This is a genomic window from Streptomyces iranensis (genome assembly GCF_017874715.1).
Lineage (GTDB): Bacteria > Actinomycetota > Actinomycetes > Streptomycetales > Streptomycetaceae > Streptomyces > Streptomyces iranensis.
Map to the genome: position 1 here is coordinate 18,338 of NZ_JAGGLR010000047.1, position 21,692 is coordinate 40,029.

Consider the following 21,692-nt stretch of genomic DNA (forward strand, 5'->3'; position numbering starts at 1 on the left):
CCACGACGCCACCAGGTTTTTGCTTCATCCCGGCCTGATGACTGCCGCCCTCACCGCCGTAGGTGAGGAGGCCCCCGCGGTGTGGCAGGGCCTGACCCTGCACGCCCGCAACCCCGCCGAGCTGCGCGTCCGCCTCACCTCACACGATGACGGCACCCTGTCCGTGGACGCCGCCGACAGCACAGGCCTCCCCGTCCTGACCGCCCGCTCCCTCACACTGGGCGCTGTTCCCGTCTACGAACCGGCCACCAACGCCGACGACCTGCTCACCCTGACCTGGACAGAAATCCCGGCCCCTCAGCAGACCGGCCAGACGGTCAGCCGGTTCGAAGACCTGGCGTCGGGCGGTGATGTGCCGGTACCCGAGGTGGTGGTCTTCACCGCACTCCCCGACAGCAGCGAGAACTCGCCGGACCCGCTGGCACAGACCCGCATGTTGACCGCCCAGGTCCTGCAAACAGTCCAGGAGTGGCTGGCCGGGGAGCGCTTCAGCGACAGCACGCTGGTCGTGCGGACCGGGACCGGTTTGGCCGCGGCAGCGGTCTCGGGGTTGATGCGGTCGGCCCAGTCCGAACACCCCGGCCGGTTCATCCTGGTGGAAAGCGACGACGACAGCCTCACCCCGGACCAGCTGGCCGCCACCGTCGGACTCGACGAGCCACGGCTGCGGATCAGCGACGGCCGGTACGAAGTACCACGCCTGACCCGAATCACCCCTGGACCCCCAACTGATGAGACGTGGGATCCCGATGGCACAGTCCTGGTCACGGGTGGCTCGGGTGTGCTGGCGGGGATCGTCGCCCGACACCTGGCGGCCGAACGCGGCGTGCGTCACCTCCTGCTGCTGTCCCGCAGCACCCCGGACGAAGCCCTGATCAGCGAACTCGGTGAACTGGGCGCCCAGGTCGACACAGCGGCCTGTGACGTGTCCGATCGTGCCGGGCTGGCCCAGGTGCTGGCGGGTGTGTCACCGGAGCACCCCCTGACAGCCGTGATTCACACCGCGGGCGTGCTCGATGACGGTGTCGTGGAGTCCCTTTCCCCGCAGCGGCTCGACACGGTGTTGCGGCCCAAGGCCGATGGTGCCTGGCACCTGCACGAACTCACCCGTGATGCCGACCTGGCCGCGTTCGTCATGTATTCCTCGGCTGCCGGTGTCATGGGCGGTGCGGGGCAAGGAAACTACGCGGCGGCAAACGCCTTCCTCGACGCGCTCGCCGAACAACGCCGCGCCGAGGGCCTGCCCGCACTCGCACTCGCCTGGGGCCTCTGGGAAGACACCAGCGGCCTGACCGCCAAACTGACCGGCACCGACCACGACCGAATCCGACGCAGCGGCCTGCGAACCATCACCGCCGAGCACGGGATGCGCCTGTTCGACACCGCGTCGCATCGTGGGGAAACGGTACTGGTCGCTGTGGCGATGGACCCGGTCCGGGAGGCCGAAGTCCCGGCGTTGCTAAGGTCGCTGCATCGCCCGATGGCTCGGCGGGCTGCTTCCGCTGGTGGAGTGCAGTGGCTGGCCGCCCTGGCACCGGCCGAGCGGGAGAAGGCACTGCTGAAGCTGGTGTCTGATGGCGCCGCGACGGTTCTGGGACATGCCGACGCCAGCACGATTCCGGTGACGGCGGCATTCAAGGATCTGGGCATCGATTCGCTGACCGCGGTGGAGTTGCGGAACGGTCTGGCGAAGGCCACCGGGCTGCGGCTGCCCGCCACATTGGTGTTCGACTACCCCACCCCGGCCGCCCTGGCTGCCCGGTTGGACGAGCTGTTCACCGGCGAGAACCCTGTATTGGTACGCACCGCCTCGGCTGTAGGGCAGGACGAGCCATTGGCGATCGTGGGTATGGCCTGCCGCCTGCCCGGTGGAGTCTCCTCCCCGGAGGATCTCTGGCGTCTTCTGGAGTCGGGTACGGATGCGATCTCCGGTTTCCCCACCGACCGTGGCTGGGACGTGGAGAACTTGTTCGACACGACCGGAAACTCTCACCGTGCTGAGGGCGGCTTCCTGGATGCTGCGGCCAGTTTCGACGCCTCGTTCTTCGGGATCAGTCCGCGTGAGGCGTTGGCGATGGATCCGCAGCAGCGGCTGGTCCTGGAGGTGTCCTGGGAGGCGTTCGAACGGGCCGGAATCGAGCCCAATTCCCTCCGCGGCAGCGACACCGGCGTTTTCATGGGCGCGTACCCCGGTGGCTACGGCATCGGTGCCGACCTCGGCGGCTTCGGCGCCACCGCCAGTTCGGTCAGTGTCCTGTCTGGCCGGGTGTCGTACTTCTTCGGTCTTGAGGGGCCCGCGTTCACAGTCGACACAGCATGTTCGTCGTCGCTGGTCGCCCTGCACCAGGCCGGGTATGCCCTCCGGCAGGGTGAGTGCTCGCTGGCTCTGGTCGGCGGCGTCACCGTCATGGCCACACCGCAGACTTTCGTGGAGTTCTCCCGCCAGGGCGGCCTGTCAGCCGACGGCCGGTGCAAGGCGTTCGCCGACGCCGCGGACGGCACGGGATGGGCTGAAGGCGTCGGCGTCCTGCTGGTAGAGCGGCTCTCCGACGCCCAGGCCAACGGCCACCAGGTGCTTGCGGTGGTGCGCGGATCGGCGGTCAACCAGGATGGTGCGTCCAACGGGCTGACCGCGCCGAATGGGCCCTCACAACAGCGGGTGATCCGGCAGGCGCTGGCCAATGCGGGTTTGACCACGGCTGAGGTGGATGTGGTCGAGGCGCATGGCACGGGTACGACGCTGGGTGACCCGATCGAGGCACAGGCGCTGCTGGCGACCTATGGTCAGGATCGTGAGCAGCCTCTGCTGCTGGGTTCGGTGAAGTCGAATCTGGGTCATACGCAGGCTGCTGCGGGTGTGTCGGGTGTCATCAAGATGGTGATGGCGCTGCAGCACGGTTTCGTTCCGCCCACGCTGCATGTCGATGAGCCGTCACGTCATGTGGACTGGTCGGCGGGTGCGGTCGAGTTGGTGACGGAGAACCAGCCGTGGCCGGAGACCGGTCGGTCGCGTCGGGCAGGTGTGTCGTCGTTCGGGATCAGTGGCACCAACGCTCACGTCATCCTGGAAAGTGCACCCCCGATACAGCTTGCGGACACCACGGTGGTCGGGCCGGTACCGGGGTGGGTGCCGTTGGTGGTGTCGGCCAGGACGCAGTCGGCTCTGGTCGAGTATGAGGACCGGTTGCGTGCGTATCTGGCGGCGTCGCCCGGGGTGGATGTGCGGGCTGTCGCATCGACGCTGGCGGTGACGCGGTCGGTGTTCGAGCACCGTGCCGTACTCCTTGGAGATGACACCGTCACCGGGACCGCCGGGTTGGATTCTCGGGTGGTGTTTGTCTTCCCGGGGCAGGGGTCGCAGCGTGCTGGTATGGGTGAGGAACTGGCGGCAGCGTTTCCGGTCTTCGCGCGGATCCATCAGCAGGTGTGGGACCTGCTGGATGTGCCCGATCTGGAGGTGAACGAGACCGGTTACGCCCAGCCCGCCCTGTTCGCTTTGCAGGTGGCCCTGTTCGGGCTGCTGGAATCGTGGGGTGTGCGACCGGACGCGGTGATCGGTCATTCGGTGGGTGAGGTTGCGGCTGCGTATGTGGCCGGGTTGTGGTCGCTGGAGGATGCCTGCACGTTGGTGTCGGCGCGGGCCCGCCTCATGCAGGCTCTGCCTGCGGGTGGGGTGATGGTCGCTGTTCCGGTTTCCGAGGGACAAGCAGAAGCGGTCCTGTGCGAGGGCGTGGAGATCGCGGCGGTCAACGGGCCGTCGTCGGTGGTTCTCTCCGGTGATGAGGCCGCGGTGCTGCAGGCCGCGGCGGGGCTGGGGAAGTGGACGCGGTTGGCGACCAGCCACGCGTTCCACTCCGCCCGCATGGAGCCCATGCTGGAGGAGTTCCGGGCGGTCGCCGAACGCCTGACCTACCACACACCCCGTCTCACCATGGCTGCGGGCGAGCAGGTCACCACCCCCGACTATTGGGTGCGGCAGGTTCGTGAGCCGGTCCGGTTCGGGGACCAGGTCGCCTCATGCGGTGACGCGGTGTTCGTCGAGGTGGGACCCGACCGGTCGCTGGCCCGCCTGGTCGACGGCGTCGCGATGCTGCACGGTGACCACGAGGCACAGGCCGCGATCAGCGCCCTGGCCCACCTGTACGTCAACGGCGTCACCATCGACTGGCCCGCGGTGCTGGGCGATGTCCCGGCGAGGGTGCTGGATCTTCCGACGTACGCGTTCCAGCACCAGCACTACTGGCTTGAGGGTGTGGACCGGGCGGTTGCGGGTGGTCATCCGCTGCTGGGCTCGGCGGTGCGTCTGGCCGAGACCAGTGGGGTGCTGTTCACTGCCCGGGTTTCCCAAAGCGGTGATCTGTGGCTGCGGGACCAGACGGTTCTGCCCGCGGCGGTGTTCGCCGAGATGGCGCTGGCCGCGGCGGATGAGACCGGCTGCGGCCACGTCGAGGAACTCACCGTGGAAGCGCTGCCGCTGCTTCCCGACGATGGCACCGTCGAGGTACAGACCTGGGTGAGCGACCCCGACGAGACCGGCCGCCGCCGGCTCAGTATCCATGCCCGGTACAGCGACGGCGAGCCCTGGACACGCCTGGCCACCGCAACCCTCGCCACCACCACCGGAACGGTGTCCGGCTGGCAGGCCGGTGGGGTGTGGCCGCCGGTCGGTGCGGTGCCGGTCGAGACCCGAGTACCGTCACTGCGCGGGATGTGGCGCCGCGGCAGCGAAGTGTTCGCCGAGGCCGCACTGGACGACACCCACGACGCCACCACATACGCCCTGCACCCTGCCCTCCTGACCGCAGCCCTCACCACCGCCGGTGAGGAAACCCCCGCGGTGTGGCAGGGCCTGACCCTGCACGCCCGCAACCCCACCGAGCTGCGCGTCCGCCTCACCTCACACGATGACGGCACCCTGTCCGTGGACGCCGCCGACAGCACAGGCCTCCCCGTCCTGTCCACCCGCTCCCTCACCCTGCGCACCGTCCCCGTCTACGAACCTGCCACCAACGCCGACGACCTGCTCACCCTGACCTGGACAGAAATCCCGGCCCCTCAGCAGACCGGCCAGACGGTCAGCCGGTTCGAAGACCTGGCCGACGGCGACGTACCGGTGCCCGAGGTAGTGGTCTCCACCGCACTCCCCGGCAACGACGACCCGCTGGAACAAACACGAAAGCTGACCGCCCAGGTCCTCCACACAATCCAGGAGTGGCTTGGCGAGGAACGCTTCACCGACAGCACCCTGGTCGTGCGGACCGGGACCGGTTTGGCCGCCGCCGCCGTGTCGGGGTTGATGCGGTCGGCCCAGTCCGAACACCCCGGCCGGTTCATCCTGGTGGAAAGCGACGACGACACCCTCACCCCGGACCAGCTGGCCGCCACCGTCGGACTCGACGAGCCACGGCTGCGGATCAGCGACAACCGCTACGAAGTACCACGCCTGACCCGAATCACCCCTGAACCCCCAACTGATGAGACGTGGGATCCCGATGGCACAGTCCTGGTCACGGGTGGCTCGGGTGTCCTGGCGGGGATTCTCGCCCGGCACCTGGTGACCGAACGCGGCGTGCGTCATCTCCTGCTGCTGTCCCGCAGCACCCCGGACGAGGCCCTGATCAGCGAGCTCGGCGAACTGGGCGCCCAGGTCGACACAGCGGCCTGTGACGTGTCCGACCGTGCCGGGCTGGCCCAAGTGCTGGCGGGTGTGTCACCGGAGCACCCCCTGACAGCCGTGATTCACACCGCGGGCGTGCTCGATGACGGTGTCGTGGAGTCCCTTACCCAGCAGCGGCTCGACACGGTCCTGCGGCCCAAAGCCGACGGCGCCTGGCACCTGCACGAACTCACCCGCAACACCGACCTGGCCGCATTCATCATGTACTCCTCGGCCGCCGGTGTCATGGGCGGTGCGGGGCAAGGCAACTACGCGGCGGCAAACGCCTTCCTCGACGCACTCGCCGAACAACGCCGCGCCGAGGACCTGCCCGCACTCGCACTCGCCTGGGGCCTCTGGGAAGACACCAGCGGCCTGACCGCCAAACTGACCGGCACCGACCACGACCGAATCCGACGCAGCGGCCTGCGAACCATCACCGCCGAGCACGGAATGCGGCTGTTCGACACCGCGTCACGCCACAGCAACCCGATTCTGGTCGCCGCGCCGATGGACCCGGTCCGGGACGCCGAAGTCCCCGCGCTACTCCGCTCGTTGCATCGCTCGGTCGCCCGGCGGGCCGCCTCTACCGGCGACTCGTCAGCGCAGTGGCTGGCGGCCCTGGCACCGGCCGAGCAGGAAGAAGCACTACTGAAGATGGTGCGTGACAGCGCCGCTCTGGTCCTGGGGCACGCTGACGCCAGTACCGTCCCCGCAGCCGCCGTGTTCAGGGATCTGGGCATCGATTCGCTGACCGCGGTGGAGCTACGCAACAGCCTGGCGAAAGCCACCGGGCTACGGCTGCCCAACACGTTGGTGTTCGACTATCCGACCCCGTCCATCCTGGCCGCCCGGCTGCGCGAGCTGTTCACCGGCGAGAACCCCGTACCGGTACGCGGGCCGGTGTCGGCGGTGGGGCAGGACGAGCCGTTGGCGATTGTGGGCATGGCGTGCCGTCTGCCGGGTGGGGTGTCGTCGCCGGAGGATCTGTGGCGCTTGGTGGAGTCGGGTACGGATGCGATTTCCGGTTTCCCCACTGACCGTGGCTGGGACGCGGAAAGCCTGTTCGATCCGGACCCGGATGCGCCGGGGAAGTCGTACTGCGTAGAGGGCGGCTTCCTCGACAGCGCAGCCGGCTTCGACGCCGGATTCTTCGGTATCAGCCCACGCGAAGCACTGGCGATGGACCCGCAGCAGCGGCTGATCATGGAGGTGTCCTGGGAGGCGTTCGAGCGGGCCGGGATCGAGCCCGGTTCCGTACGCGGCAGCGACACCGGTGTCTTCATGGGCGCCTACGCCGGTGGCTACGGTGCCGGTGCTGACCTCGGCGGCTTCGCAGCCACCGCCAGCGCGACCAGTGTCCTCTCCGGCCGGGTGTCGTACTTCTTCGGCCTCGAAGGCCCCGCCATCACCGTCGACACGGCCTGTTCGTCATCGCTGGTGGCGTTGCATCAGGCCGGGTATGCCCTGCGGCAGGGTGAGTGCTCGCTGGCCCTGGTCGGCGGCGTCACCGTGATGGCCACGCCGCAAAGCTTCGTGGAGTTCTCCCGCCAGCGCGGCCTGGCCTCCGACGGCCGCTGCAAAGCCTTCGCCGACACCGCGGACGGCACAGGATGGGCTGAAGGCGTCGGCGTGCTGCTGGTAGAGCGGCTCTCCGACGCCCAGGCCAACGGCCACCAGGTACTGGCGGTGGTCCGTAGCTCGGCGGTGAACCAGGACGGTGCGTCCAACGGACTGACCGCGCCGAACGGCCCCTCCCAGCAGCGGGTGATCCAAGCGGCTCTCAGCAACGCGGGCCTGGCGGCGCACGATGTGGATGTGGTCGAGGCGCACGGCACGGGCACAACGCTGGGCGACCCCATCGAGGCCCAGGCACTGATCGCCACTTACGGCCAGGACCGTGAGCAGCCGCTGCTGCTGGGCTCACTGAAGTCGAACATCGGCCATACACAAGCTGCCTCGGGTGTGTCGGGCGTCATCAAGATGGTGATGGCCCTGCAGCACAACACGGTTCCCCGCACCCTGCACGTGGATGAGCCGTCGACGCATGTGGACTGGTCGGCGGGCGCGGTGCAGCTGCTGACGGAAAACCAGCCCTGGCCCGGCACCGACCGGCCCCATCGGGCAGGCGTGTCGTCCTTCGGCGTCAGCGGTACGAACGCTCACGTCATCCTGGAGAGCGCACCCGCCGCCCAGCCCACGGAGGAGGCGCAGCCTGCTGTGCCGCCGGTGGTGGCCTCGGATGTGCTGCCGCTGGTGATATCGGCCAAGACCCACTCCGCCCTGACCGAACACGAAGACCGGCTGCGCGCCTACCTGGCGGCGTCGCCCGGGGTGGATATCCCTGCCGTGGCATCGACATTGGCGGTGACGCGGTCGGTGTTCGAGCACCGTGCCGTACTCCTTGGAGACGACACCACCATCGGCACCGCTATGTCTGATCCCCGGGTGGTGTTCGTCTTCCCGGGTCAGGGGGCGCAGTGGCTGGGGATGGGCAGTGCGCTGCGGGATTCCTCGGTGGTCTTCGCCGAGCGGATGGCCGAGTGCGCGGCGGCGTTGAGCGAGTTCGTGGACTGGGACCTGTTCACCGTCCTCGATGATCCGGCAGTCGTGGACCGGGTCGACGTGGTCCAGCCCGCTTCCTGGGCGGTGATGGTTTCCCTGGCTGCGGTGTGGCAGGCCGCCGGAGTGCGGCCGGACGCGGTGATCGGCCACTCCCAGGGCGAGATCGCCGCAGCCTGTGTGGCGGGTGCGGTGTCGCTGCGTGACGCCGCCCGGATCGTGACACTGCGCAGCCAGGCGATCGCCCGGGGGCTGGCAGGCCGGGGCGCGATGGCATCCCTCGCCTTGCCCGCACAGGAGATCGAGCTGGTCGACGGGGCCTGGATCGCCGCCCACAACGGCCCCGCCTCCACCGTGATCGCGGGCACCCCGGAAGCAGTCGACCGCGTCCTCACCGTTCATGAGGCACAAGGGGCGCGGGTCCGGCGGATCACCGTCGACTACGCCTCGCACACTCCACACGTCGAGCTGATCCGCGACGAACTGCTCCACATCACTGCCGGTGTCGGTTCGCAGGCTCCGGTGGTGCCGTGGCTGTCGACCGTGGACGGCACCTGGGTCGAAGGCCCCTTGGATGCGGAGTACTGGTACCGGAACCTGCGTGAACCGGTCGGGTTCGACCCCGCCATCAGCCAGTTGCAGGCCCAGGGCAACACCGTGTTCGTCGAGGTCAGCGCCAGCCCGGTGTTGATACAGGCCATGGACGACGATGCGGTCACGGTTGCCACACTGCGCCGTGACGACGGGGACGCCGCCCGGATGCTCACCGCCCTGGCACAGGCCTATACCCACGGCGTCACCATCGACTGGCCCGCGATCCTCGGCACCACCACAGCCCGGGTACTGGACCTTCCAACCTACGCCTTCCAGCACCAGCGGTACTGGCTCAAGAGCGTGGACCGGGCGTCTGCCGAGGGCCATCCACTGCTGGGCACGGTGGTGGCGCTGCCCGGCTCCGACGGTGTGGTGCTCACCGGGCGGGTATCACTGGCCACCCATACATGGCTGGCTGACCACGCGGTCCGGGGCAATGTCCTGCTCCCCGGTACCGCATTTGTTGAGCTGGTCGTCCGCGCCGCCGGCGAGGTCGAGTGCGACGTCGTCGACGAGCTGGTGATCGAAACCCCGCTCCTGCTCCCGCAGACCGGCGGTGTGCAACTGTCCGTATCGGTCGCCGAGGCCGACGAGTCCGGACACCGCGCGGTGACCGTCTTCTCCCAGGCGAACCACACCGACACATGGACCCGGCACGTTTCCGCCACGATCAGCACCTCTGACACACCCCTCTCGCCGCCGGAGACTGACACCTGGCCACCAGCCCAGGCCCAGCCGGTGAACGTGGCCGACTTCTACGACCAGCTGATGGCAGAAGGCTACGAGTACGGTCCCGCCTTCCAAGGCCTGCAAGCCGCGTGGCGTGATGGGGACACTGTCTTCGCCGAGGTTGCTCTGGCCGAGGAACAGGCGCAGGAGGCGGCACGATATGCCGTGCACCCGGCCCTACTCGATGCGGCCCTGCACACCTGCACCCTGAACACACCCGACGCCGAGCAGGGTGTTGGGCTGCCGTTCTCCTGGAACGACATCCAAATCCACGCCACTGGCCCGACCACGCTGCGTGTCGTGGTGATACAGGAAGCAGACGGCTGGAGTGTGCGGGTCGCCGACGACACCGGCCGGCCCGTAGCCGCCATCGGCTCCCTCATCACCCGGCCGGTAACCGCCGACACACTCGGCTCCGCCACGGACGACCTGCTCACCCTGACGTGGACGGAAATCCCGGCCCCCCAAGAGACCAGCCTGGCCATGGGCAGGTTCGAAGACCTGGCGGACGGCAACATGCCGGTACCCGAGGTGGTGGTCTTCACCGCACTCCCCGACAGCAACGAGAACCCGCCGGACCCGCTGAACCCGCTGGACCCGCCGGACCCGCTGGCGCAGACCCGCACACTGACCGCCCAAGCCCTCCAGGCAGTCCAGACCTGGCTGACCGGGGAACGCTTCACCGACAGCACCCTGGTCGTGCGGACCGGTACCGGGCTGGCCTCCGCCGCCGTCTCGGGGTTGATACGGTCGGCCCAGTCCGAACACCCCGGCCGGTTCATCCTGGTCGAAAGCGACGACGACACCCTCACCCTCCACCAACTGGCCGCCACCGTCGGCTTGGACGAGCCACGGCTGCGGATCAACGACGGCCGGTACGAGGCAGCACGACTGGCCCGGACCAACACCCCCGAAGACAGCCCGCTGACGATCCCCGACAGCCGTGCATGGCTGCTGGAACAACCCCGCAGCGGAACCCTGCAAGACCTCGCTCTCGTACCCACCGACACCGCCGAACAGCCCCTGCAACCCGGCGAAGTACGCATAGACGTACGCGCCGCAGGACTGAACTTCCGCGACGTCGTCGTGGCCCTCGGAATGGTCAATGACAACCGGCCGACGGGCGGCGAAGCGGCCGGCGTCGTACTCGAGGTCGGCCCCGATGTAGAGGATCTGGCCCCGGGAGACCGCGTCTTCGGCGTGGTGGCAGGCTCATTCGGGCCGGTCGCGATCGCTGATCGTCGGATGCTGGGTGTGATTCCTGATGGTTGGTCCTTCACTACAGCGGCATCCGTGCCGGTTGTGTTCGCCACCGCGTATTACGGGTTGGTGGATCTGGCCGGGCTGAGTGCGGGTGAGTCCGTGCTGATCCACGCCGCAGCCGGTGGAGTGGGCATGGCAGCGACCCAGATCGCCCGCCACCTCGGCGCGCAGATCTACGCGACCGCCAGCACCGGGAAACAACACATCCTGCGCGAAGCCGGTCTGGAACACACCCGCATCGCCGACTCCCGCACGCTGAGTTTCCAGGAAACCTTCCTCAACAACACACACGGCCAGGGCGTCGATGTCGTCCTGAACTCCCTCAGCGGCGACTTCGTCGACGCCTCCCTCGACCTGCTCCCCCGCGGCGGCCGGTTCGTCGAGATGGGCAAGACCGACATCCGCGACCCACACCAGGTCACCGCCGACCGGCCGGGCACCAGCTACCAGGCATTCGACCTGATGGACGCCGGCCCGGACCGCCTGCGGGAAATCATCACCGAAATCCTCAGCCTGTTCGCACAAGGCGCCCTACAGCCACTGCCCGTACAAACTTGGGACATCCGTCAGGCCCGCGATGCGTTCAGCTGGATGAGCCGCGCCCGCCACATCGGCAAGATCGTCCTCACCATCCCCCGCAAGCCCGACCCCAACGGCACCATCCTGATCACCGGCGGTTCCGGCGTCCTGGCAGGCATCCTCGCCCGCCACCTGGCAGCCGAACACGGCGCACGCCATCTGCTGCTGCTCTCCCGCACCACCCCCGACGAGGGATTGCTCAACGAACTCGCCGAGCTGGGCGCCCACGTCGACACAGCAGCGTGCGACGTATCGGACCGCCCCGCGCTGGCGCGGGCACTGGCGGACGTATCCCCCGAACACCCCCTCACCACGGTGATCCACACCGCCGGCGCACTCGACGACGGGGTGGTGGAATCCCTGACCGCGCAACGGCTGGACACGGTACTGCGGCCCAAGGCCGACGGCGCCTGGCACCTGCACGAACTCACCCGGGACGCCGACCTGGCAGCGTTCGTCATGTACTCCTCCGCCGCCGGTGTCATCGGTGGCGCAGGGCAGGGCAACTACGCGGCGGCCAACGCCTTCCTCGACGCCCTGGCCGGACAACGCCGAGCCGAGGGCCTGCCCGCACTCGCACTCGCCTGGGGCCTGTGGGACGACACCAGTGGCCTCACCTCCGGACTGACCGACACGGACCACGATCGGATCCGGCGCAGCGGCATGCGAACCATCACCGCCGAGCATGGAATGCGGCTGTTCGACAGCGCGTCACGCCACGGCGAGCCGGTCCTGTTCGCCGCGGCGATGTCTCCGATACGGGACGTCGAGGTCCCCGCGCTGCTGCGTGGACTTCAGACGGTGAAGCGTCCGCAGACCAGGACCGTGGCACGCGACGACGTCGGCTCGCAGCCCCTGAGCGCCCGTCTCACCGGCCGTACGAGCGTCGAGCAGCACCGCATCATGCTCGAACTCGTGCTGGGAGAGGCCGCCTCCGTACTCGGCCACAGTTCGCCGGATGCGATCGCGACGGACACGTCGTTCAAGGATCTGGGTATGGATTCACTGACGGCGATCGAACTCCGTAATCGCCTCGTGGCGGAAACCGGGTTGCAGCTTCCCGCCACGATGGTGTTCGACTACCCGACGGCGAACGCTCTGGGCGCGCATCTGCTGGACAAGCTCGATATCCCGCCCGTACAGCAACGCCTCGATCCGCCGGCGCCGAGCGCGGACACCGGCCCGGCCGAACCGGTCGCGGGTGAGCCGTCGGCTAATGAGCCGATCGCCATCGTGGCGATGGCGTGCCGACTGCCGGGCGGGGTCAGTTCGCCGGAGGGTTTGTGGCGCCTTGTGGAGTCCGGTACTGACGCGATCTCCGGTTTCCCCACCGACCGTGGCTGGGACGTCGAGGGCCTGTTCGATCCGGACCCGGACGCCCCTGGTAAGTCGTACTGCGTGCAGGGCGGCTTCCTGGACACCGCGGCCGACTTCGACGCTCCCTTCTTCGGTATAAGCCCGCGTGAGGCGCTGGGCATGGATCCGCAGCAGCGGCTGTTGCTGGAAACCACCTGGGAGGCGATCGAGCGCGCACAGATCGATCCGAAGTCCCTCCGCGGCCGCGATGTGGGCGTGTACGTGGGTGGCGCGGCACAGGGTTACGGAGTGGGCGTCGACCAGCAGCACGACAACGGGATCACCGGTAGCTCGGTCAGTCTGCTGTCAGGGCGGGTGTCATACGCGCTCGGGTTGGAGGGGCCGGGGGTCACCGTGGACACCGCTTGCTCCTCCTCCCTGGTGGCGCTGCACCTCGCGAGCCAGGCGTTGAGGCAGCGCGAGTGCTCACTGGCGCTGGTGAGCGGGGTCTCGGTGATGTCCTCGCCCGCGATGTTCGTGGAATTCTCCCGCCAGCGCGGCCTGTCGTCCGATGGCCGGTGCAAGTCGTTCGCCGCATCGGCGGACGGCACGATCTGGTCTGAGGGCGTGGGTGTCCTGGTGGTGGAACGACTTTCCGATGCCCGTCGGCTGGGGCACCGGGTTCTCGCCGTCGTCCGGGGCAGCGCGGTGAACTCCGACGGTGCGTCGAACGGGCTGACCGCACCGAACGGCACCTCCCAGCAGCGGGTGATCCGGCAGGCACTGGCCGGCGCCGGTCTCACCGCGTCAGACGTGGATGTGGTGGAGGCGCACGGCACCGGCACGAAACTCGGCGACCCGATCGAGGCAGAGGCCATTCTGGCGACGTACGGGCAAGAACGGTCGACGCCCGCCTGGCTCGGCTCGCTGAAGTCGAACATCGGCCACACCATGGCGGCGTCGGGCGTGCTCAGCGTGATCAAGATGGTGGAGGCGATGCGGCACGGTTCGCTCCCCCGTACGCTCCACGTGGACGCCCCGTCGCCTCATGTGGACTGGACATCGGGAAGCGTCGCGCTGCTGACGGAGCACCAGCCATGGCCGGACGACACCAAGCTGCGCAGGGCCGGCGTGTCGTCGTTCGGGCTCAGCGGCACCAACGCGCACGTTGTGCTGGAGCAGTATCAGGCGCCTGCCCCGTCAGTCACGCCGGTCACGTCAGTCACGCCGGTCACGTCAGTTACGCCAGTCACGACGAACGTGCCCAGGCCGCTGCCGTGGGTCTTGTCCGCGCAGAGCCCGAAAGCGCTGCGAGAGCAAGCCGGGCGACTGTACACCTCCCTCGCCGACGACTCGGAGTGGAACTCGCTGGACATCGGATACTCCCTGGCGACCACACGATCGGACTTCGCCTACCGGGCAGTCGCAGTGGGATCCGGCCGGGAGGACTTCCTGCGCGCGCTGTCAAAGCTGGCGGACGGCGCCTCTTGGCCCGGACTCACGACCGCGACCGCCAAGTCCCGGCGCGTAGCCTTCCTGTTCGACGGGCAAGGCACTCAACGGCTGGGAATGGGCAAGGAGCTGTACGACAGCTCCCCCGCCTTCGCGCGCGCCTGGGACACGGTGAGCGCCGGGTTCGACAAGCACCTCGACCACTCGCTGACGGACGTCTACTTCGGTGCCGGCGGTTCGACGACGGCCGAGCTCGTGGATGACACCCTCTACGCGCAAGCGGGCATTTTCGCGATGGAGGTCGCGCTGTTCGGGCTGCTGGAGGACTGGGGCGTGCGCCCCGACTTCGTCGCCGGGCACTCCATCGGTGAGGCAACCGCCGCGTACGCCAGCGGGATGCTCTCGCTCGAAGACGTCACCACTCTGATCGTCGCCCGGGGGCGAGCGCTGCGGGCGACACCGCCGGGAGCCATGGTCGCACTGCGGGCAGGCGAGGAAGAGGTGAGGGAGTTCCTCGAGCAGACCGGTGCGGCGCTGGATCTGGCGGCGGTCAACAGCCCCGAGGCCGTCGTCGTGTCGGGTGAGCCGGACACGGTGGCAGCCTTCGAAGCCGCCTGGGCGGCGTCCGGGCGGGAGGCCAGGAGGCTGAAGGTCCGCCATGCCTTCCACTCCCGCCATGTGGAGGCGGTGCTCGATGAGTTCCGTACGGCACTGGAATCCCTTAAGTTCCGTGCCCCGGCGCTGCCGGTGGTATCGACGGTGACCGGGCATCTGATCGATCCGGATGAGATGGGCACGCCGGAGTATTGGTTGCGCCAGGTCCGGCAACCCGTCCGCTTCCAGGACGCCGTCCGCGAACTGGCCGAACACGGTGTGGGCACGTTCGTCGAGATAGGGCCTTCGGGGGCGCTGGCGTCGGCCGGAATGGAGTGTCTGGGCGGCGACGCCTCGTTCCACGCCGTGCTACGCCCGCGATCCCCAGAGGACGTTTGTCTGATGACGGCCATCGCGGAGCTGCATGCGGGCGGGACAGCGATCGACTGGACGAAGGTCCTGTCCGGCGGCCGGGCGGTGGATCTGCCGGTCTATCCGTTCCAGCACGAGTCCTACTGGCTGGCCCCGGCCGCCCCGGATGTCACAGCTGTGACGCCCGTGGTCGCGGAGGAGGACGGTGAGTATGACGAGCCCTCCTATGCTGATGAGCCTCGCACCATGCTGGAGCTCGTTCATATGGAGGTGGCGAGCGTCCTGGGCATGACCGACCCCAGCGTCATACTCGACGACTCGTCCTTCCTCGATTTGGGATTCGACTCGCTCAGCGCCGTTCGGCTACGCAACCGGCTGTCGAAGGCCACCGGACTCGACCTGCCGTCCACTCTTCTGTTCGAGCACCCGACGTCGGCCGAATTGGCCTCGCACTTGGATGCGTTGCTCGATTCCGATATTGACGCGGCCGGCGTTTATGCCCTTCTGGAAGAGATCAACGAACTGGACAAAGAAGCCGTCGACATGACCGCGGCGGAACACAAGGCCATCTCCGAACTACTGGAACAGCTCTCGGCAAAATGGAGGACCGGGGACGAATAAGAGGGTGTCACACGTGGCGTGTCTACCGACACTCGACATATCGGTTGGGCAAGAATAATTTAAGGTGATGTTGGAATTGGGTAACCGCCTAAAGTTCAGATTTACCGGACCGCTCCTCGAAGCTGTCAACCCGCGCCTACAGGGCCACCCTTACGACGTACTGATGCGCCTCCTCGAGGGCGGCCGCATCGAGAACGTACTGGAATTGTGCGGCGGGACCGGATTCGCGTCGCGAATGCTGGCCGAAAGGCATTCGAAGGTACAGGCCACCTCCATCGATCTGTCACCCGAACTGACCGCGGTAGGCCGCCGCAAGTTGGCTTCGCGGGGGGTCGATAACGTCACCCTGGTCGAGGGTGACGTCGCCGCCTTGCCTTACCCGGACGATTCGTTCGACACCGTGATGTCGGCCTTCGGTCTGCATGAGGTCCCGACCGCGGGCCGACTCAGCGCGATCCGCGAGTCCGTGCGAGTGCTCAAGCCCGGAGGCCGCTTCGTCATCGTCGATCTGGACCGCCGGACAAAGTACGGGTGGACGATGGATCTCTTCATGAAGGTCATGGAGCCGAAGTTCGCCCCCGAGGTATTCGGAACCGGCCTGGTGGACCGGCTGAAAGAGAACGGTTTCACCATCGACCATCACGAGTCGGCCGGGCCGAACGGATGGACACAGTCGATCGTCGCCACCCTGGAGGCGTGAGCCGTCGTCATACGTCCGAGGGGCGGCCTCTGTAAGACCGCCCCTCGGACGTATGTCGACAAGCTGCACGGACGGCTTCCTCAGTCCTGGGGTTCGATTCCTCAGTCCTGGGGTTCGAGCAGTTCGCCGGTCTCCTTGACCCGGACGTGGATCGCCCCCGACGGGCAGGCCTGCGCGACCGCGATCACGTGCTCGTCCGCGTCGATCTCGCTCGCGCGGGCGCGCGACTGGTGCCCGTGCATCTCGAAGTACGCGCCCGCGCTGGCCGCGCAGACGGCCGAGCCGATGCACTCGGTCCGGTCGATCCACAGCTCCCATCGCGCCATGCCACTCACCATGTCAGAGGCAGCGCTTCGATGCTGGGCACCAGCCGCCCGCGCAGGAACTTGATCTGCGGCTCCGGCACCGCGAACCGCAGCGCCGGGATGCGGGAGATGAGCGAGCCGAGCGCGGTCTGCATCTCCACCCGGACGAGCTGAGCGCCCATGCAGTGGTGCGCGCCGTGCCCGAGGGACATATGCGGGTTGCTCGTCCGGTGGAAGTCGATCTCGTCCGGATGGTCGTAGATCTTGGGGTCGGTGTTGGCCGCATGCGTCTGGATCGCCACCGCCTCACCGGCCTTGACGATCGTGCCGCTGAGCTCGACGTCCTCCACCGCCATCCGGACCCAGCTCGCCTGCTTGGCGATCGGGATGATCCGGAGCAACTCGTCGACCGCCTTCGGGATCAGCGAGAGGTCCCTTTGCAGCTCGGCGAGTTTCTCCGGGTGGGTCAGCAGGGTGTAGACGCTGTTGCCGATCGCGTTGGCGGTGGTCTCGTATCCCGCTATCAGCAGCGTGACGGCGAAGCCGACCAGTTCCGTCTCGCTGAGCCGGTCGTCCTTGTCACGGGCCCGCACCAGTGATCCGAGCAGGTCGTTGGTGTCCTGCTTGCGGCGTTCCGCGATCAGCTCGGAGAGGTAGAGGTAGAGCGACTGGCCGGCCGCCATCACGACTTCCTGTGGGTAGGCGCCGTTCGAGAGCATCTGGTCCGACCAGGTCCGGAACTTGGTCTGGTCCTCGACCGGCACGCCCAGCAGCTCACAGATCATGATGATCGGCAGAGGCAGGGCGAAGTCCTCCATCAGCTCGGCCGGGGCGCCCTTGGCCAGCATTTTGTCGATCAGATCGTCGGCGACCTCCTGGGTGCGCGGGCGCAGGGCCTCCATCCGGCGGCTGGTCAGCGCCTTGGTCGCCAACCGGCGCAGGCGGGTGTGTTCCGGAGGGTCCATCAGCATGATGACGGGCTGGTCCTGGATCGCCGGGAGGACCCGGGGCACGTCCTTGCCGAGCGTCGCGCTGCGGCTGAACCGCGGGTCCACGAACACCTTGGCGACGTCCTCCCAGCTGGTGGCCAGCCAGGTCTCCCCGCCGTACGGCATCAGGACCCGGCCGAGCTCACCGGCGTCCCGTAGCCGGTTGTACTCGGGGTGGATCTCGAGTCGCTGCATTTCGGCGAAAGGATAAGGGCAGGCCTTGGGGGTCTCACCCTGATCGGTCGTCGACATTCTTCGTCTCCGTTCCGGATCGTTGAAAACCTCCTGGACGTTCGCGCCGGCCGATGGCGCCGCCATATCGCCGGGCGCGACCGTCAAGGCCGCCGAGCGTCAGGAGAAACACTCGGGCGGAGATCTTCAGAATAGGGGATTCGGGCTCACGCGCGGACGGCGATCTGGTGCCGGTAGCTTTCCATCGGCAGGCTGTCCATCGGCGGCACGATGCCGAGTCGGCTGAGCATTTTGACCGAAGCAGGCGGCTGGTAGTCCGCGAACGTACCGCCGAACACCGTGATCTGGCTGTGCAGGGCGAGGGTACGCGCAAGCCGGTTCATCCGTTGCTTGTTCAGGGTGCTGCGGAGGTGACTGCCCGGGGCCATCCGCCGGCGCACCGCGGCACGGACTCGATCGGAGATGTCGTGATCGCTGACCCACTGCAGCTCGGGTATTTCCGCTGTGATCCGCCGCATCGCCTGGAGGCGCTGCCGCGTGAACACGTCGATGTGCGACAGCGCACCACCCGGGCGCAGCACGCGCGCGGCTTCCTGCAGGAAACGTCCCAGATTCGGGTAGGTGTGCGAGCTCTCGATGTTGACGAGCACATCCACCGAGGAGTCCTCGAAGGGCAGTTCCTCGGCATCGCCCTGAACGAACCGCAGGGTATCGCCGCGGGACAGCGTGGCGGTGGCGCTGGCGATCGCCTTCGGTGCCAGGTCCAGCCCGGTCATCCGGGCGGTGGGGACGAGGCGGGAAAGGAAGTTGAGCCCCTCCCCCATCCCGCAGCCGACCTCCAGGACCGCCTGGCCGTCGCAGCTCTCCAAGCCCTTCGGAAGGTCGCGCAGGGCCAGGTAGTAGAGCTGCTCGCTGAATCCGTCGGTGCCGTACTCGGTGAAACCGGGTAGCCTGGCCTCGATCTCGGCGACGAACTCGGAATCGTACACGCCCCAGTTCCACAGCTGGCCCTTCGCGGACATACCGGCGGCGAAGTCGTAGATGGAGGAGCTGGCGGACTTGAAGGTGGCGGCCTTCGTCTCCGCCTGCGGGGTGCCGGATTCATCGAGATTGATGTCCGCGACACCGCTGGTGAAGGCGGTCACGACGTCGGGTTGGATCATGCGGGTCTCCGAATTCGCCGGATCGGTTCGATCATTGCTCTAAAGGTATCGTCACGCATCGGGCCGTTGGCGGATTCGGGTACTTCAACCTACGGAACCTGGCACGCGTCGAACTCGAGGTGGTATACCGTAACGGCGCCGTTAAAGGATTGAACCGGCCGCCCGCGGCAAATGATTCCACTGTGGATAAACGCGCGCGAGATGGTCGGCCGCCACTACAGCGAGTACGGGTCGAGGACATCCTCGGGCGTCGACTCGATCGCCATCTTGCGGCCGAGGCCGAGCTCGTCGGCGAAGCCGAGCAGTACGTCGAGGGCGATGTGGTCGGCGAACGCGCTGCCGGTCGAGTCGAAGACACTCACGCTCTCCAGGTGCGGAGCGGCGATCTCGGGCGCTGCGCACAGGTCGGCCAGCGACGGGCCGAGCTCCCGATCGGGCAGCTGCTGGAACTCACCCTCGGCGCGGGCCTGCCCGGGGTGGTCGACGCAGATGAACGCGTCGTCAAGCAACGCCCTGGGCAGCTCGGTCTTGCCCTGCTCGTCCGCGCCGATGCCATTGACGTGCAGATGTGCCAGGCGCGGTCCGGCCGACACCACCGGCCCACCGCCGACCGGTACCGAGGTGACGGTGCACAGGACGTCCGCGGTTGCCATCGCGGCCGCCGCGTCGGTGACCTCGACGGGCAGCTTGAGAAACGCGACCCGGCCGGCGAACGACTCCGCGTGCTCGGCTTTGATGTCACTGATCAGGATGCGTTCCAGCGGGAGGACGCGGCTGAGGGCGTGTGCCTGGGTGACCGCCTGGGCGCCCGCGCCGATCAGGGCGAGGGTGGTGCTGCCCGGCCGGGCGAGCAGCCGGGTGGCGACGGCCGCGACCGCGCCGGTCCGCATGGCGGTGATGGTGCCGGCGTCGGCGAGCGCGACCATGCTTCCGCTGTCGTCGTCGAGCCGCGACACGGTCCCGACGATGGTCGGCAGATTGAAGCGCTCGAAGTTCTGCGGACTGTAGCTGACCGTCTTCATCGTCACACCGATACCCGACGCGCGGTACGGCATGAACTCGATGACGCCCGGAACGTCGCCGCCGCGGGCAAAGCCGGTACGCGGTGGCGGCTCGTCGGTCTCGCCGCGGCCCAACCGCGCGAAGCCCCTGTGAAGTTCGCTGATCAGCCGATCCATTATGACGTCGCGGCCGACCACCGAGAGGATCCGCTTGATGTCACGCTGGCACAGAACCTTGGTCTGCATGTCACCTCTCTTTCGTGAGCGTGGCCCGGCGGGGTCTCAGGGACCTCGTCCTCACCGGCGCCGGCCCACGTCGCTGCGACCGGCCTCGGCCGACGGCCCGGTCGCGCCGCCACCGGTGTGGGCGATACGGTCGCCGCAGCCTCGGCACACCTCCCCTGCCGGCCTCCGCCCGCCGGCACGCAAGGCAGGTCACGAGCGGACATCGGCGACGCTAGCAGTCAGCTGACAACGATCACCCCCCAACGTCCCCCCTGGAGATTTCGCAGCTCCGGGTGCCCGTTCATAGGGGGTTGCGGGATCTGGCGCGCCCGTATTTTCTTCCTGGTACGCGCCAGGCAACGGCGGGGAAGGGTGAGGCAATTGACTCCGCCGGTCACGGCACCGTACAGCTGCTTCGAGAAGCTCGGGGCGTCCGACCTCGACGGCGACGAGACACTTCTCGGCGTCATCGAACATGGCACTGGACACACCGGAGTTTCACTGGCCGATGGCTATCCCCGGACGGCCGTACACACAACGACTCGCGAGGACGAGTCGTTCGCCGAGGCGTGGCACGCGGAGGGGCGAGAAGAGTCGGGCAGCCACGGGGGCGTCGCGTGGGCTCGGACGGCCGACTACCTCTTCGGCGTCGCCCGGGTGCCCGAGGGCGGCCGGTACGCGGCCGGCACCGCGGCCGTCTACACCGGAATCTTCGACCTGATCGGGACACTGGGGTACCCCACTCTGGCCCGCACCTGGAACTACGTCAGCGGAATCAACACGCCGAACGCCGATGGCCTCGAGGTCTACCGGGACTTCTGCGTGGGCCGCGCCGAGGCGCTGGACGCCCGCGGGATCGACCCGGCGACCATGCCGGCGGCGACCGGGATCGGCACCCACGGCGGCGGCATCACGTCCTACTTCATCGCCGCACGCGCCGGTGACCGGGTCAACATAGAGAACCCGGCTGTGCTCACGGCTCATCGCTACCCGCAGCAGTACGGCCCCCGTCCGCCGGTCTTCGCCCGAGCCACCTGGCTCTCACCGCCGGGGACGGACGACGGCCGGCTCTTCGTCTCCGCGACCGCCGGCATCCTCGGTCACGAGACGGTGCACCACGGCGACGTCGCCGCGCAATGCGAGGTGTCGCTTGAGAACATCGCCCGGGTGATCGGTGCCGAGAACCTGGGACGGCACGGGCTCCGCCGGGGCTACACCCTCGCCGACGTCGACCATTTGAAGGTCTACGTACGCCACCGCGAGGATATTTCGACCGTACGTCGGATCTGCGCCGAGCGCCTCTCCCGCGAGGCCACGGTCGCCGTACTGCACACCGACATCGCGCGCACCGATCTGCTGGTCGAGATCGAGGGTGTGGTGGCGTGACCCCGCCGAGTTG

Annotated in this window: 6 protein-coding genes and 2 pseudogenes; 4 read left to right on the top strand and 4 right to left on the bottom strand. The window is 68.1% G+C overall.

The features are described 5' to 3' along the window. Window positions 1-37 precede the first annotated feature (37 nt). From J2Z30_RS48215 to J2Z30_RS48220, 3 genes and pseudogenes are all read left to right on the top strand, one after another. Window positions 38-14,114, top strand: a pseudogene (locus J2Z30_RS48215) (SDR family NAD(P)-dependent oxidoreductase); the annotation flags it as partial. Between the two features lie 158 nt (window positions 14,115-14,272). Continuing rightward, window positions 14,273-15,718 (top strand): annotated as a pseudogene (locus tag J2Z30_RS52220) (acyltransferase domain-containing protein); the annotation flags it as partial. A gap of 163 nt (window positions 15,719-15,881) precedes the next feature. Then, window positions 15,882-16,418: a class I SAM-dependent methyltransferase gene (locus J2Z30_RS48220; protein WP_052701686.1), complete on the top strand. Its 537-nt coding sequence runs from the start codon at window positions 15,882-15,884 to the stop codon at window positions 16,416-16,418. 101 nt (window positions 16,419-16,519) lie between these two features. Here the strand turns inward: J2Z30_RS48220 and J2Z30_RS48225 are convergent, their stop codons facing one another. From J2Z30_RS48225 to J2Z30_RS48240, 4 genes are all read right to left on the bottom strand, one after another. Further along, entirely contained in the window at window positions 16,520-16,744 is a 225-nt protein-coding gene (locus tag J2Z30_RS48225; RefSeq protein ID WP_044578226.1) for a ferredoxin, read from the bottom strand. A 5-nt stretch (window positions 16,745-16,749) separates the two neighbouring features. Further along, the gene (locus tag J2Z30_RS48230; protein WP_209469165.1) at window positions 16,750-17,907 is read right to left on the bottom strand and encodes a cytochrome P450; all 1,158 of its coding nucleotides are present in this window, start codon (window positions 17,905-17,907) and stop codon (window positions 16,750-16,752) included. Between the two features lie 203 nt (window positions 17,908-18,110). Continuing rightward, complete coding sequence (locus tag J2Z30_RS48235) at window positions 18,111-19,049, bottom strand: class I SAM-dependent methyltransferase (RefSeq protein WP_308280289.1); 939 nt, start codon at window positions 19,047-19,049, stop codon at window positions 18,111-18,113. Window positions 19,050-19,282: 233 nt separating this feature from the next. After that, window positions 19,283-20,314, bottom strand: a complete 1,032-nt coding sequence (locus J2Z30_RS48240) for an ornithine cyclodeaminase family protein (RefSeq protein ID WP_044578217.1) — start codon at window positions 20,312-20,314, stop codon at window positions 19,283-19,285. A gap of 360 nt (window positions 20,315-20,674) precedes the next feature. Between J2Z30_RS48240 and J2Z30_RS48245 the strand changes: the two genes are divergently transcribed. Continuing rightward, window positions 20,675-21,679 (top strand): FkbO/Hyg5 family chorismatase, encoded by a 1,005-nt coding sequence (locus J2Z30_RS48245; RefSeq protein WP_044578214.1) that lies wholly within the window; start codon window positions 20,675-20,677, stop codon window positions 21,677-21,679. Window positions 21,680-21,692 lie beyond the last annotated feature (13 nt).